The 15,670-nt window shown below is 46.0% G+C and carries 16 protein-coding genes; 14 read left to right on the top strand and 2 right to left on the bottom strand.

Annotated features, from left to right (window positions below):
* The 12 genes from DXB91_RS10965 (at position 1) to DXB91_RS10910 (ending at position 13,000) form a co-directional block, all read left to right on the top strand.
* On the top strand, positions 1-1,332 hold the full coding sequence (locus tag DXB91_RS10965; protein ID WP_015534292.1) for an immunoglobulin-like domain-containing protein: 1,332 nt from the start codon (positions 1-3) through the stop codon (positions 1,330-1,332).
* A 28-nt stretch (positions 1,333-1,360) separates the two neighbouring features.
* Positions 1,361-1,531 (top strand): Flp1 family type IVb pilin, encoded by a 171-nt coding sequence (locus DXB91_RS10960; protein WP_015534291.1) that lies wholly within the window; start codon positions 1,361-1,363, stop codon positions 1,529-1,531.
* Between the two features lie 11 nt (positions 1,532-1,542).
* Entirely contained in the window at positions 1,543-2,991 is a 1,449-nt protein-coding gene (locus DXB91_RS10955; RefSeq protein ID WP_015534290.1) for a DUF5702 domain-containing protein, read from the top strand.
* Positions 2,992-3,055: 64 nt separating this feature from the next.
* Complete coding sequence (locus DXB91_RS10950) at positions 3,056-3,928, top strand: TadE/TadG family type IV pilus assembly protein (RefSeq protein ID WP_147323108.1); 873 nt, start codon at positions 3,056-3,058, stop codon at positions 3,926-3,928.
* A 34-nt stretch (positions 3,929-3,962) separates the two neighbouring features.
* The gene (locus tag DXB91_RS10945; RefSeq protein ID WP_015534289.1) at positions 3,963-4,409 is read left to right on the top strand and encodes a hypothetical protein; all 447 of its coding nucleotides are present in this window, start codon (positions 3,963-3,965) and stop codon (positions 4,407-4,409) included.
* Positions 4,378-5,784 carry a DUF6382 domain-containing protein gene (locus DXB91_RS10940; protein ID WP_022217522.1) on the top strand — a complete coding sequence of 469 codons (1,407 nt, stop codon included), beginning with the start codon at positions 4,378-4,380 and terminating at the stop codon, positions 5,782-5,784. Before DXB91_RS10945 ends, DXB91_RS10940 begins: the two co-directional genes overlap by 32 nt.
* A 69-nt stretch (positions 5,785-5,853) precedes the next feature.
* Positions 5,854-7,500, top strand: a complete 1,647-nt coding sequence (gene dnaX, locus DXB91_RS10935) for a DNA polymerase III subunit gamma/tau (RefSeq protein WP_015534287.1) — start codon at positions 5,854-5,856, stop codon at positions 7,498-7,500.
* A gap of 48 nt (positions 7,501-7,548) precedes the next feature.
* On the top strand, positions 7,549-7,899 hold the full coding sequence (locus DXB91_RS10930; RefSeq protein WP_015534286.1) for a YbaB/EbfC family nucleoid-associated protein: 351 nt from the start codon (positions 7,549-7,551) through the stop codon (positions 7,897-7,899).
* Positions 7,899-8,498 (top strand): recombination mediator RecR, encoded by a 600-nt coding sequence (recR, locus tag DXB91_RS10925; RefSeq protein WP_022217523.1) that lies wholly within the window; start codon positions 7,899-7,901, stop codon positions 8,496-8,498. The genes DXB91_RS10930 and recR overlap by 1 nt, the downstream gene beginning before the upstream one ends.
* Before the next feature lie 53 nt (positions 8,499-8,551).
* Entirely contained in the window at positions 8,552-9,628 is a 1,077-nt protein-coding gene (locus DXB91_RS10920; RefSeq protein ID WP_015534284.1) for a 6-phosphofructokinase, read from the top strand.
* Positions 9,629-9,724: 96 nt separating this feature from the next.
* A complete protein-coding gene (locus tag DXB91_RS10915; RefSeq protein WP_015534283.1) occupies positions 9,725-10,282 on the top strand; it encodes a hypothetical protein in 558 nt (185 codons plus the stop codon).
* Positions 10,283-13,000, top strand: a complete 2,718-nt coding sequence (locus DXB91_RS10910; protein WP_118017966.1) for a hypothetical protein — start codon at positions 10,283-10,285, stop codon at positions 12,998-13,000.
* A gap of 99 nt (positions 13,001-13,099) precedes the next feature.
* On the opposite strand, the gene DXB91_RS10905 is transcribed toward DXB91_RS10910, so the two are convergent.
* Positions 13,100-13,270 (bottom strand): DUF362 domain-containing protein, encoded by a 171-nt coding sequence (locus tag DXB91_RS10905; protein ID WP_015534282.1) that lies wholly within the window; start codon positions 13,268-13,270, stop codon positions 13,100-13,102.
* Positions 13,271-13,465: 195 nt separating this feature from the next.
* On the opposite strand from DXB91_RS10905, the gene DXB91_RS10900 reads away from it, so the two are divergent.
* Together DXB91_RS10900 and DXB91_RS10895 are read left to right on the top strand one after the other, a co-directional pair.
* Complete coding sequence (locus DXB91_RS10900) at positions 13,466-13,678, top strand: DUF1858 domain-containing protein (RefSeq protein WP_015534281.1); 213 nt, start codon at positions 13,466-13,468, stop codon at positions 13,676-13,678.
* 47 nt (positions 13,679-13,725) lie between these two features.
* Complete coding sequence (locus DXB91_RS10895) at positions 13,726-14,493, top strand: CpsB/CapC family capsule biosynthesis tyrosine phosphatase (protein WP_022217525.1); 768 nt, start codon at positions 13,726-13,728, stop codon at positions 14,491-14,493.
* 64 nt (positions 14,494-14,557) lie between these two features.
* Here the strand turns inward: DXB91_RS10895 and DXB91_RS10890 are convergent, their stop codons facing one another.
* A complete protein-coding gene (locus DXB91_RS10890; RefSeq protein WP_015534279.1) occupies positions 14,558-15,451 on the bottom strand; it encodes an adaptor protein MecA in 894 nt (297 codons plus the stop codon).
* Positions 15,452-15,670 lie beyond the last annotated feature (219 nt).

The raw sequence follows: 15,670 nt of genomic DNA, 5'->3' as shown, positions 1-15,670 counted from the left end.
ATGCTGAAAAGGGCTGCGGGAAAAATATACGGCTGGATAGAACCGCATATGGACAATGACAAGATGCTCACGAAGATAAAGAGGGTATACATATGTACGGATGCCGCGGCGAGGGATAAATGTGCGGAGATGTACACAGACATTATTGCGAAGATCCTGCTGACGCTTTTGGTGACATGTATTCTTGCGGTGATCCTTGTGGCAAAGGAAGCATTTGCGCCTCATCAGGTGGTGCTCACCAGAGATGGGTACGGAGGGGATGTGTCCACCGTCACTCTGGAGACTGACATAGATGGAGAAAAGACTGATTTTGATGTGGATGTCATGCCGCTGGAATATGATCCTGACGATATGGAAGCAGTGTTTGAGCAGGGATTTGGTGAGATTGAAGACCTGTATCTTGGGGAAAATGAATCCCCCGACGAAGTGATATATGATCTGGAGCTTGTGGATCACCTGGATGCGCTCGGACTCGATGTGCAGTGGATAAGCGAGGACAACGAGCTGGTGTCGTCCGATGGACGTATCGGCGATATAGCGGAGGGAGAAGACAGAATAGTGTCCATCACGGCTGTTCTTACATACAGGGAGCTGAGCGCGGAGAGAACATATCAGATACGCGTGTGCGGAAGGGAAGAGACAGGCAGGGAAAAGGCTCTGAAGGATATAAGGGAAGGCATCAGGGAGATACAGGCGGGAAGTGGAGATTCGAGCGAGGTGGCGCTGCCGGAGCAGATAAACGGATATGCGGTCAGGCCCACCTCGGGAGGCGGAAGCGGTCTTATGATACTGTTTCTCGGTGGTTTCGCAGCCATTTGTATATGGGGTGGAAACAGGTCGAAGATCCAGGGAATGGAAAAAAAGAGATCCGACGAGCTCATGTCGGAGTACCCGGAGCTTGTGGATAAGCTGACGCTCTATCTTGGAGCAGGAGTCACGGTCAGAGGTGCATTTGCAAGGATAGTGAAGAGTGGCAGGGAAGATTGTGCCGGTACGGATCAGGGCGGGAGTGTTCTGACCAGGGAACTGATTTATACGCTAAATGAGATCCAGGCAGGAGTATCCGAGAGTGAGGCTTACTACAACATGGGGCACAGGATAAATCTGCCGATGTATATAAAGCTCATGTCGCTTTTGTCACAGAATGTGAAGAAAGGCACGAGAGATATATTGATCATGATGGCGGGCGAGGAGCAGAACGCAATGCAGACCAGAAAGGAGATGGCGAAGAGAAAGGGGGAGGAAGCCGGGACAAAGCTGCTTCTTCCGATGGTGGTTCTGCTGGGAGTGGTCATGGTAATAGTCATGCTGCCCGCAATAATAAATTTTTAAGATAATAAGTTTTAAGGAGGAAAAATGTATGAAGAGATGGGAAGATTTTATGGAAGATGAGTCAGGTATGGGAGTGGTCGAAATAATCCTTATAATGGTGGTCTTGATCGCGATGTGCGTCATATTCAAGCAGCAGATAACTTCTCTGGTGAACAACATATGGAACTCGATCAACAAGAGTGCAAAGAAGATATATTAAGGGGGAGCTGTATGAGAAATCAGGGACATGTAACGGTTTTTCTGAGTATAATCCTGATCTCCATGCTGCTTCTGGGGCTCTCCGTGCTTGAGATGGCGCGGATAAGAATGGGCAGTGCCAAGGCCGCAATGGCGGCCGAGGGCGCAGCCTGTGATGTGAAGGCGGCGTACGACAAGGAGTTGTTTGAGGAGTATCATCTGCTGGCGGTCGACAGCACATTTGGCGGACACGGTGAGGGAAAGCTTGAGCAGATGGCGCAGGATTATCTGGAATATACTCTGGAAAATGGTCAGGGCGACAATATGAGCGTTGAAGATGTGGCGCTGGCAGAGTGCAGGGGACTTCTGGAGAATGACTGCGAGAATATGAAGCTGCAGATAACCGACCATATGAAGGTGTACATGGAGGAGAAGGGAATAGAAGACATTCTTGAGATGATAACATCCGGGGATAAGGCCATGGAGGATGCTTCTGGAGCTGTGGAAAATGGTAAGAATGAGTCGAATCAGGATGAGAGCAGTTGGAGCGGTACGGATCCTAGAAAAGCGCTGAAAAGCATCCTGACAGGTGGACTTCTGAATGTTGTCACGCCATCCGGGCGGGTGGTGTCAGATCAGGCATACGATCTGGATGGCTTTCCGTCAGACGGACAGGCGGAGGATACGAGACAGTGGGAGGACATAGAATTTGACGATCTGGATAAATTCCAGAGGCAGCTCATGTTGGATGGAGAGAGATCACAGACCGGAATAGTGGATGACATATATGGTGTCGGGTATGCACTGGCGAATTTCAATACATTTACTGACAGGAAACAGGACAGACCATTTGAGTGTGAGGTGGAATACATTATCGCCGGAAAGGATAATGACCATGACAATCTGCAGGGGGTCGTGAACAGGATAGTGCTTCACAGACTGCCGCTCAATCTGGCATATCTGCTCTCAGACAGCGCAAAGATGGCCGAAGTGTCATCCATAGCTGCGGTGCTGGCTCTTGTGCCGGGGGTCACCTATGGGGCGGCGAAATATCTGCTGCTCGGATGCTGGGCTTATGCTGAGACAATTGTTGATATAAGGCTGCTGCTTGACGGCAAAAGCGTTCAGTTTATGAAGACAGACGAATACTGGGTGACGGACATCAACAATCTTGACAAGCTGATGAATCTGGATTCCGTGGACTATGAAGGCGTGGATGCTGTGAGCTACAGGGATTATCTGGCGATACTTCTGATAGAGAATAAAGGAGGCATGTATTACAGGATGGCGGATCTTATACAGCTTAATTTCAGACAGACGGATGAGTCGTTTGAGATGAAGAATATGATGTATTCTCTGACATTTGATGTTGAGGTCAGTCAGGACAGGAAATTTGCATCGTTTATAGAAGATCACGAGGGCGTATCGAAGATAGATGACGGACTGTACAGGTACAGCTTCAGGCAGTGTGTGAGTTATTGAGATATGAAAATATCCTGAAGGGGGGTGTTATATGTTCTCTTGTTGTATGTTGAAAAGTAAATATATGAAAGATAAATCGCCTCTCCAAGCGCATATTACTATAGATTTTGTTCGGATCAGGTATGGCAGGAGAATATATAAGACAGCTCCTTTGGGATGTGACCATGGTAGTGCCAGTGTGGAGGCATCGCTGGTGCTGCCAGTGTTTATATTTGCCATGCTGACTGTGTTTGCCATGGCCGGATGTATACGGACACGGACTGTGATATATGAGGGCTTACATGAGACGGCTGCGTATCTTGCGGAATACAGCTATGCGTATGAGCTAGCCGAAAAGGGCGCGGACATGGGGCCGTATGCTGAAGGTATGGCAGATGGTGTGTCGCTCGTGCTGGCGAACAGGAAGATCAGGGAGTACATAGATGACAAAGGCACGGTGAACACATATGTCGACGGCGGAATGTCCGGGGTTAAGGTGATAAATGCAGAGCTGTCGGATGACGGATTTGTGTGCCTCAAGGTCAGATATATGCTGAAGATCAATCTGCCATTTGCCGGAGGATCCACCGTGGGGTGCGTGGACAGGATAAGACAGAGGGCGTACCTGGGATATGACAGGTCGCAGGATGATGACGATGATGATGAGTATGTGTATGTGGCTGAGAATGGTTCGGTGTACCACAACTCGCGGAGCTGTTACCATATCAGGATATCTGTGAGAAGCGTGAGTGGGGAGGTTCTGGATGACAGATATTCCGGGCTTTCGGCGTGCAGGATCTGTGGAAGATATAAAAGCAATGGTGTGATTTATGTCACTGAACAGGGAGACAAATATCACTATTCGCTGGGCTGCTCCGGCTTGAAGCGGACGATATACAGAAAGAAAAAGTCAGAGTGCGGGGGACTTCCTCAGTGCTCAGAGTGCGGGAAAAGATAGGAGAAGAGAAGAAAAGACAGGAGGAGTCAGATATATGGATGACAATGGATCTATAGTTCTGGAGATGTGCCTGATAACACCGATACTTGTGTGTGCCGTGTTTGTGGTGATGAACATGTTGTTTATAGCGTTTAACCATGCGGCGGCATCGGGGGAGGCATATCTGGTACTGTACAACCGAGAGGAATACAGGATCAATGAGAGTGGTGAGGGGGATACGGACAGTGCAGAGAAAGCGATGTCCACAAATGTATCCGAGACCGTGATATGTGCCGATGGTGTGAATGCGGAAATGGCCATGAATGGGAAGAATCTGGTTGCGGAGATAACTTACAGAGAGTCATTTCCGGGGATACAGATATTGATAGATGACGGCAGATGTGACAGAAAGACTGCGGCCAGACAGGAGATAAGGGATGTAGGAAATGAACTTAGGAGGTGGCAGGAATATGGTAAGTTATTGCCAGGTAGAGGGAATTAACACTTTTTTTGTGGTGGAGGTCAGTGCAGCAGCCATAAATTCCTATGAGACGGACATGCTGTACAATAATTTTGTCGAGGGAATAATACAGCCGGAATTCAGGGCCATCAACGGAGATATGTTCATATACTGCAAAATAAATGGCATGAAGAGCCTGGACGATATATCTGACAGGGGGATAATGTCCATGGAGCAGGCTGTTGCTCTCATAAGATCGTTGTGCAGTGTGGTCATGGAGACGGGAGAATACATGCTTGAGCCGGACAATCTTCTGATAGAATCCGACAAGATATTTTACTCGGATGCAGAGAAGAGTTTCAGATACGTGTATGTGCCGGGACAGGGAACGGATGTCAGAATGGGAATAAAGAATCTTGTGGAGAAGATCATAAAGAGGGTAGATCACAGGGACACTGAGCTTGTGGATTTTATGTATGAGATATATGACATGGTGGTGTCGGCAAATTATGACATGGAGCGGATGCAGAAATATGTGGATGAGGTCTCTGCCCGTGAGCAGGAAAAATGCTGCTCCGGCAATAGAAAAAGAAATGTGGAATCTTTGGCTGCGGCCCGTGAGCAGGAGCTTTTGATGGATGAGGTGTTCGGAACGGATCAAAGCAGTGCGGCGGCGTTGACGATACCGACAACGGAGAAAAACAAATATGATAGGATATTTTTCATACTCATAGGATTTACTGTGGCGGCATTTACGGGAATAGCGGCTGTTCAATTTTATATACAGGGGCATGCGGCGGATGTGAGATTTATAATGCTGGCACTCATCGTGCTGTCCGTGGAGTTATTTGTCTATGTGGAGATGAAGAGGAAGCTGTCTGCTGCTGAGGATGAACGGCGGGGACAGGAGGGCGTGGAGTGCTCAGAGCTGCGATATGCGGAGGAAGATGAAAACAGAAGACCTAAAAAACAGAATGTTGATGCATTGGAACATGTAAGTTTGGCTGACGAAATACCTGGCGATACCACGGTGCTTGGCTCGGAGGATGACTGTACAACCCTGCTTACACAGCATAATCTCGATGGCAGAGAGTCCGCACAGGAGCAGAGACTGTCTGTGAGACTGATCGAAGACGGAGGCATTGTGGCTACTGAATTTCCGGTGACGCCGGAGGGAGTTGTATTGGGGCGGGACAGACGACAGGCGGATCAGGTTATAGAGGATATCAGCGTCAGTAGAAGGCACATAAGGATATACGAGGATGCAGAGAAGATCTATGTCGAAGATCTTGATTCCACAAATGGAACTGTCATAAATGGGATCAGGCTTCCGGCGGGCAGGAGCTGGCAGCTTGCGGACAGAGATGTTCTGTGTATAGGCACCAGGCAATACCATATTCAAATATTGCTTATCTGATTGATATAAAATGTAAATTCAGATATAATAGTCTGTGTGAGTTTTATGATACAAAGGTAGGTATTGGTGATGTCGTATGTAGCTTTATATAGAAAATGGAGACCTGATACTTTTGACGAGGTAAAGGGGCAGGATCATATAGTTACCACTCTTAGAAACCAGATTAAGAATGATAGACTTGGTCATGCCTTTTTATTTTGCGGTACAAGAGGAACAGGTAAGACTTCGATCGCCAAGATATTTGCCAAGGCATGTAACTGTGAGCATCCGGTGGACGGAAGCCCATGTAATGAATGTGCAAGCTGCAGAGCCATATCGGATGGATCATCGCTTAATGTCATTGAGATAGATGCGGCCTCCAACAATGGTGTTGACAATATAAGGCAGATAAGGGAGGAGGTAGCATATCCTCCTACTGAGGGCAAGTATAAGGTATACATCATAGATGAGGTTCATATGTTGTCTCCGGGAGCGTTCAACGCTCTGTTAAAGACTCTCGAGGAGCCGCCATCATATGTAATATTCATACTGGCTACCACGGAGTCCCACAAGATACCTATAACCATATCGTCAAGGTGTCAGAAGTACGACTTCAGACGTATCCCGGTGGATGTCATCTCGGATCGACTGGAGGAGCTTATGAACAGGGAGGGACTTGATGCGGATAAGAAGGCGATAGATTATATCGCAAAATCCGGCGATGGTTCCATGAGAGATGCCTTGTCTATTCTGGATCAGTGCGTTGCATTCAATCTCGGACAGAAGCTTACATATGATAATGTGCTTGAGACCATAGGAGCTGTGGACATAGATACATTTGCAAGACTTCTGGAGTGCGTGCTGGAATCTGATGTTGAACATGCCATAGATGTGGTTGACGAAGTTGTGTGGCAGGGACGTGAGCTTGGCCGTTTCGTAAATGAATTTACATGGTTTCTCAGGAACATACTCGTTGTCAAGCTGTCCTCGGCGGAGGGCGACAGATTGGATATGACCAAGGAGAATCTGGAACGCATAAGAGAGATATCCGGTCATATGGAGGAGAGCACCATAGTAAGATATATAAACGTGTTCTCGGATACAGCCGCCAGCATCAAGTATTCCTCACAGAAGAGGATAGTGCTTGAGATGGCTGTTATAAAGCTGTGCAGACCACAGATGGAGGTTGATACCACAAGTCTGATCGAGAGGGTAAGGATGCTTGAGAAGAAGCTTGATGACCTTGAGGCAAATGGCATACAGGCTGCGCCGGTTCAAAGTGCTGCCTCCGTAAGCCCGGCTGACGATGTGATAGATCAGAAGGGCATGAAGGAATATCAGGACAAGCTGGCAATGGAGCTTCCAAAGGCAGAGTTCGAGGATCTGCAGAGAGCTGCGGAGAACTGGAATGATATACTGGAGAAGCTGTCGGTTCCTGCGAGAAGATATCTCAAGAGAAATGATGCTGATCCGGCCATAAGGACGAAGCTCATACTGTCCGATGATCACAGAAGACTTCTGCTCATGATCCCGCTGACGGATGACGATATGCCGAAGTTATACTTTGACAAGCCTGAGAATGTGGAGCATGTGAAGAGTGTGATCGAGGAATATCTTGGAAGAGAGATTGAATTTGAGATACTTTGTACAAGGAATTCCCACAGTGATAATGGAAGGCTTGAGACGGAGAATATACTGAACCTGAACAAGATCAACTTTCCAATAGATAAGAAATGATGATATCATATTATAAATTATTTAATCAGAATAAGGAGGACTATTGTAATGGCTAAGAGAGGCGGTTTCCCAGGAGGTATGATGCCTGGTAATATGAACAATCTTATGAAGCAGGCACAGAAGATGCAGAAGCAGATGGAGGAGACAACTAAGACACTTGAGGATAAGGTGTATGAGTCATCTGTAGGTGGAGGAGTTGTCACTGCAAAGGTGTCAGGTAAGAAGGAACTCATGGAGATCAAGCTTGATCCTGAGGTTGTTGATCCTGATGATATAGAGACACTTGAGGATCTTATCATATCGGCTGTGAACGAGGCACTGAGAGCACAGGAGGATGACTACAATAGCAGTATGGGCAAGATCTCAGGTGGAATGGGACTTGGAGGATTGCCGTTCTAATGGAAGTTTATGGAGGAGAAGTAAACAGACTTATAGAAGAGCTGGGAAGACTCCCAGGAATAGGCTCCAAGACGGCTCAGAGACTGGCGTTTCACATAATCAGTATGCCTGAGGAGAGGGCGCTGGCGTTATCCGATGCCATTGTGAATGCAAAGAAGAACATAAAATACTGCAGTTGTTGCTACACGATAACTGACAGGGAGGTATGTCCTATATGCAGTTCACCAAACAGGAATCACAAGGTGATAATGGTGGTGGAGACCCCGAGGGATCTGGCGGCATATGAGAGAACAGGACAGTTTGATGGCGTTTACCATGTGCTCCACGGAGTTATAAATCCTGCCCTGGGTATCGGCCCGGCGGATATCAGGATATCCGAGCTCATGAGAAGGCTTCAGAATGAAGATGTGGATGAGCTCATAATCGCTACAGGTTCAGGCCCGGAGGGTGAGGCGACTGCGATGTATATATCAAAGCTTGTGAAGCCGGCCGGTATCAAGGTCAGCCGTATAGCAAGCGGTGTGCCTGTAGGCGGAGATCTGGAGTGTATAGATGAGGTTACGCTTCTGAGGGCTCTTGAGGGAAGAGTATACTTATAATGTATACAGACAGTCTGTGTACATAAGAAAAATAAAAGAAAGAGGTGCAGAGTATGTTAAGAGTAGGCTTTTTGACTAGTGGTGGTGACTGTCAGGCATTAAATGCAACTATGCGCGGAATCGCAAAGGGTTTGTATGAATTGTTTGACGAGGTTGAGATCTATGGATTCCTTGAGGGTTACAAGGGACTCATTAGAGGCAACTATATCAAGATGAAGCCGGCTGATTTCTCAGGTATTATCAACAAGGGTGGAACGATCCTCGGCAGTTCAAGACAGCCATTCAAGCTCATGGGAGAGCCAACTGAGGATGGTCTGGACAAGGTAAAGTCCATGAAGGATACCTATAAGAAGCTGAAGCTGGATTGCCTGTGCGTTTTAGGTGGAAATGGTTCACAGAAGACCGCAAATCTCCTCAGTGAGGAGGGACTCAATGTCATCGGTCTGCCAAAGACCATAGACAATGATCTGTGGGGAACTGACATGACATTTGGTTTCCAGAGTGCTGTTGATATAGCGACCCAGACAATAGACTGTATCCACACAACCGCTGCATCGCATAACAGAATCTTTATCGTTGAGATTATGGGCCACAAGGTTGGCTGGATAACTCTCCACGCCGGAATCGCCGGTGGCGCAGATGTGATCCTGCTCCCGGAGATCCCATACGATATCGATAAGGTATATAAGGCTATAGACAAGAGAACAAAGGACAACAAGGGCTTCACGATAGTTGCAGTTGCCGAAGGTGCTATTCCGAAGGAGATCGCAGAGCTTCCAAAGAAGAAGAGAAAAGAAGCGATAGCCAACAATCCATATCCATCAGTTGCGTATGAGCTGGCTGATAAGCTCAAGGCGTACACAACACAGGATATAAGAATAGCAATACCTGGACATACCCAGAGAGGTGGAAGTCCGGATGCATATGACAGAGTCATATCATCAAGATTTGGAGCAAAGGCAGCAGAGCTCATAAAGGCAAAGGATTTTGGAAAGCTTGTTGTATTCCTTGACAACAAGGTTACAGCTATCCCACTCTCAGAGAGTGCAGGAAAGCTCAAATACGTATCTCCTGATGACGACATCATCAGCGAGGCAAGAACACTTGGAATCTCATTCGGAGACAGATAAAGTAAGCTCTGAAAAAAGTAACAGAGATATTCACACATTCTCCCCATCTGCATATCTATGTAATAGACACACAACAATGCAGATAGGGAGATTTGTATGAGTGAAGAATTTAAGTATATTCCTTACAGCCCGGACGATGAAAACCTCAGAGGGCTTATAAGGGATGGAAATGTCTATAATATCAAGACACCTGTGATACCCGGTATGGGTGAGACTGGTGGATACAGTATGAGTTCGACAGGAATCATGCTTCCTGACTGTGATGATGGGACAGATGAAATGATGAGGGATATTGAGTACATGAAGGAGATGTACCCGGAAGAACTCCGAAAGGTCAGTATGGCCGTGGAGGAGGAGTGTGACAAGCTCGAGTATGAGGGCAGTCCGATGCTTGTTCAATATCCTGACAGAGAAGAGATGCGCCGTGTTGCGCGAAGGGTGTACGATGATCTGAGCGAAAGTGGGCAGATATCGGAGGATTGTTATGCAGGAATGGCTTCGGCAGGTGAAGCTTCGTACGAGGAACCGCCATATGTTCCAGAGGGACCCGGATGCGCCAATTGTGTTATGAGAAATATAATCGAACTGCTTGTGTGCAATGAATTCTGTATGAGACGCGACAGGCATAGAAGACGTAGAAGAAGGTTTTATTAAGTGAAGAAGAAAATAAATGTACTTGTGAGAATACTTGTGATGGCAGCAATATTTGTGATCACAATATATTTGGTCAATATATTTCAGAATAGAAGTTACAAGAATCTGGCTGCGGAGATGAAGGATGCAGAGTTGCCATTAGCTTATGTGTGCTATGGCGATTCGCTTCTCAATTGTATGCATGGTTATACAGGGGAGGTCGACCTCACACTTCTCAGGGACTCTGTGACGCCGATAGATGAGAATAAGAATCTTGAGATAATGGTGGAGAATGATGCATTTAAGGATGCGTCGTATTCGTATGAGATCAGGTCGATATCCGGAGATTCCCTTATAGAGAAGGGTGATCTGGAGGCGGCCTCGGGAACTGATGGCTACGATGTGCTTGATATAAGTGCGAGAATGGATCTCAAGCAGGATATGGAGTATATGCTGGTTGTCAAGCTTAAGAGCGGTGATGGCAGGAGTGCTTCATACTATACCAGAGTGGTCGTAAATGACAATTATCATGAGTCCCAACTGCTGAATGCCGCAAAGGATTTCCACGATGCGACATTTGCATTTGACAAGCTGGAGTCGGAATCGGTCATAGGAACCTACAAGCAGGAATACACGGGTGGCGGAACGGGAGATTCCTACGGACTGGGACATGTGAACCTTGCAAATGCATACTCGGATCTCCTCTGGGATGGGCTTAAGCCTACGGTTATAAGCGATGTAAACACATATATAAAGGAGATAGATGTCAACTATGCGGTGATCGAGATGGAATATAAAGCCATGTCCATCACATCGCAGGATGTCATGAGCTATTATACAGTTAAGGAGTTCTATAAGATCAGCTACAAGGATGTGCCTGTTGCCAGCCAGACTGATGAGGCGGACGGAGCCGGCACTGATGGAATATATTTTGACGAAACAGCTTCGTATGATGAGGCCTATTCGGATGAACAGGATGCAGATACTGTTACGGAGACTGAGCCGAAGATCACCATGCTCAGCTATGACAGATATGTGGACGAGTATTTTGACAAAGACGGCATAGATGCTATAAACAATGTGTATGAGATAGGTATCGTGTCATCGGATGATCTGGAATACCGCTACACAGAGGATAACAAGAAGATCGCATTTGTGAGAAATGGACAGCTCTGGATGTATGACTACGGCGATGGACAGATAACTCTGGTGTACGGATCAGGAATGGATGACCATGCAAATGACTCAAACACTTACGCCGACCATGACATGAACATCATAAGCTTTGACAAAGATGGAAATATGACATTTGCGGTGTATGGATATATGAACAGCGGAGATCATGAGGGAAAGCTCGGAGTTGCGCTGTATACATTTGATTATACGACTCTGGAGGTGGACGAGCTTCTGTTCGTCGAGTGCAATGTGCCTTATGAGGCTATGAAGAGCGAGACCTCCAGACTGACATATTACGACGGAGATAAGTTTTATTACATGCTCGGCGGAAAGGTGAACGCCGTGGACATGAAGACGAGACAGCAGTCTTATATTGCGGAGGGACTGTCAGCCAGCGATGTCAAGGTGTCGGTGAACATGGAAGTTATGGCGTATGGAGAGAGCGAGGACCAGAGCAGCAATACAAAGCTGACTCTGATGAATATGCATACCGGAAAGAGTTATGAGATAACCGCCGGAGCAGGGGAATGTCTGATATGCTATGGCTTTAAGGACTCAGATATGGTATACGGAGTGTCAAGCATATCTGATGCGCAGGTTGATGTGGATGCCGAGTCGTTTGTTGGTACGAGGTACAGCGAGGAGTCCAGAGATAACATACCTGCATCCAGATTGTATATAGTAAACAGCGATGGCGAGCAGATAAAGGAATACGCAAAGAGCGGGTATTATCTGATGCAGGTTGATGTGGATACGAATCTGCTGTATCTGACAAGAGGAGAGAAATCCGACAGTGGATTCAAGTCTGTGGACGATGATTTCATAACCTTCAAGGAGGACGATACAAAGGAGACGATAGGAACTACCCATCTGTCATCCATAACCGGATATGACAGGCTGTATTTTACGGTCCCGTCAAATATGTATCTGAGCTATATACCGGCGCTGAACATAACAAAGGAAAAGATAGATCCTGATGCTGCAAGTATGATAATGACAGTAGTGCGTGATAAGGTGACCTATCATGTGTACGACAATCTTGGACTTTCAAAGATATATGACGTGGCGGGTGATGCGATAAATTATGCAGTGTCTGTATCAGGTATAGTGGTGTCAAGCGAAGGCGAGGTAATATACAGGCAGGCTGAGAGCCAGGAATACAACACCATTGCCTCTGGAATATTCCATCGCAGTACACGAAGTGTGGATGCGTCACTCGGCGACTGTCTGTACATGGTTCTGACGTATCAGGGGGTACAGGTGACAGAGGATGATATAGCACAGTATACAGATCCTGTCGAGGCTCTTAACTCTCTTGGAAAGAGACAGGGCATAGATGTTACAGGTCTTTCGCTGGATATGCTCCTCGGTTATGTGAGTTCGGGAATACCGGTAATATCGAGGATAAGCGATGGCAGATATGTTCTCATAGTGAGCTATAATGAGGCAGACATAAGATATTATGATCCTGTCGAGGACAAGGAGATAGTTGTGTCAAGAGATGAGTATACGGATATGATGCTCCAGTGGCACAATGAATCCTACACTTATGTTGAGGAATAAAGATAAAAAGAAAACGGAGCGAGTTACCGCTCCGTTTTCTTTATAATAGTTGTAGTATAAGTTACTTAGCATGGGTCCGAATGTTACGGATCATGTAGATTACTCCTCTGCGATTGTTCCTACTGGACAAGAACCAGCACAAGCACCACATGAGATACACTGTGAACCATCGATAACAAATACGCCGCCATTATCGCTGATAGCACCTACTGGACAAGCACCAGCACATGAACCACAACCGATACATGAATCGCCAATAACGAATGCCATAATTGTTTCCTCCTTATAAAGTAAAAATAATCACACGCTTATTGTAAAACAAAACTCATTAATTAGCAAGTGATAATAATATTTATCAACAACGGGTTTTATCAATAAGTAACAATAAAAGGGATAGACATTTAAAATTGGGTATAATATAATGTGAATGCTGAGTAAGAGTGCAATCTAAGGAGGATATAAATAATGGTAAAGATAAGTAAAGACATGCTTATAAATGACATTCTTGCAGTTGATGCAGGAAATGCGGCAATACTGATGGCAGCAGGTATGCATTGCATAGGATGCCTTGCAGCAGCAGGAGAGAGTCTTGAGGAGGCAGCAGCCGTTCACGGACTTGATGCAGAGGAGCTTGAGCAGGAGATCAATGATTATCTTGCAAAAAAGGAGGCTGAGTAGTATACTTGCCAAAGTAACCAGGTGTACTATAAAGGATGGAGAGATATATGAAGACAGACGGAACAAATCCTCCCGGGCAGGGAATATTTGGACTGATAGATATTAATTGTCATATTTTACCGGGAACAGAGGATGGACCGGATAATTTCCGGGAAGCGGCAGAGATGCTCAGAATAGCGTATGATGAGGGAATAAGGACGATAGTTGCCACCCCGCCATACAACAAGAAGAATCCGATAATGGATGGAGACAAACTGGACAGACTTGTGGAACAGCTCAACGTTGAAGCTGGGAAGATAGATCCGGATTACAGAGTCTATCTTGGAAGAGAGATAGAGTATAACGATGAGAACCACCAGAAGATCATATCTGGTCAGTTGGATTCCATGGCAGACAGCAAGTATGTTATGATCAGATTCCCTTACGATGTGGATTTTGAGACGATATCTGAAGCTATAAGAGACATCAATATGGACGGATATATACCGATAGTTGCCAATGTAGAACAGTATGAATGTCTTGAGGAAGACGAGGACAAGGTCGAGGAGCTCATTCAGTTTGGTGCATATGTACAGATAAGTGCATCGGCTGTGGTTGGAGATCTTGGACATGACATCAAGAATTTTTCGAGAAAGCTTCTCAAGGGAGAGCTTGTTCACTTTGTGGCAAGTGATGCATTGGATTCAGAGGATAAAGCACCATACCTCAGGGAGTGTGCTGAGTACATAGAGCGAAAGTATGGAGAGGATTACATGACGGAGCTCTTCTACACCAATCCAAAAGCAGTTATCGAGAATGATGATATTGACATATAAAACAAAAAGACGTATCGCTTGTGCGGTACGTCTTTTTTGCTGCGCCGGAATCTCTGGCTATTACTTATAATGCTGACAGTGTCTGAAGTGCTTCCTCCGGCATAATAGCGGTGAAGTGCTCCTTGAAATGTGCCGGCATGGCATATGTGAGCTTCTGTGCTGTTCCGTATTCTGCAAGGATATTGCAGACTCTCACAAATTCCTGGCTTGTGTTATTGCTGTTCGTGAGAACCAGATAATATCTTCCGTTGGAAGGATTCTTGTACAGGCAGTTCTCGCTGAAGTAGAAAGAAGCAACCTGTTTTGCTGCACTTATGATGGTTGCAAGTGAGTCAAAGATGTACAGTGAGCACATGCTCTCCCTTGCTGAACCTGATTCCTTTGTGCTGCCTGTTGTACTGGCGGCAGTGCCTGTGGTGCTGTCATCAGATGATGTATTGCTGCCATTTGCCGCAGCGGCAAAATCTCCTGCGGTTCCGGCAAGTCCGGATATGGTGTTGAAAATGCCCTCAAGTGCCTCTCTTACGCCCTGTGGAACGGAACCGGATCCACTGATCTCAAGTCTTGCGATGGTTCCGTTGTTATCCCTGGACTCATCGTTGTCGTCAAGATCGTCATCTATGTCATCATCATCCATGTATTCGTCATCGTCATCAATATCATATTCGCTGGTCTTTGAGAATCTGGAAAAGCGTGTATCCAGTTCTTCCGGATCTTCAACCTTTGTCACAATGAGTATGAGACAATCTGGTGATACCGGTATGGCTTCGATCATAAGTGGAGTGTCGTCAGCCTCAAAGCCTAATTCTACAGATGCCTGCTGCATCATATCCTTGAAGAGCTCTTTTGCCTTCGGTGTGCCATAGGCAAGCTCGGAGATCTTGAGCTGCTTTTCGGTGAGATCGGCTTTGTTGAGTGTGCATCTTATCTGATTTTCACTTAGACGTTCAATCTTCATAGAATCGACCCCCTTCAATAATTTAATGGTATTAAAATGTGTATTATAGTTTACCACATTTGTCAAGCAAGTAAATAGGATATATGGAGAAAATATTGGAATTTTCCGTGAAAAAATATCCCTAATTCTACGTTATGTATACTTTTATGAAAATTTCATAAAATATGTTCAAATGGGGTTGGAAAATGGCTTTTTATGCGTTATTGTGGAGTTGTGAGC

The organism is Coprococcus sp. OM06-34AC, assembly GCF_003462545.1.
GTDB classification, from domain to species: Bacteria; Bacillota; Clostridia; order Lachnospirales; family Lachnospiraceae; genus Coprococcus; species Coprococcus aceti.
This window is presented reverse-complemented; position numbering and strand designations above follow the sequence as displayed.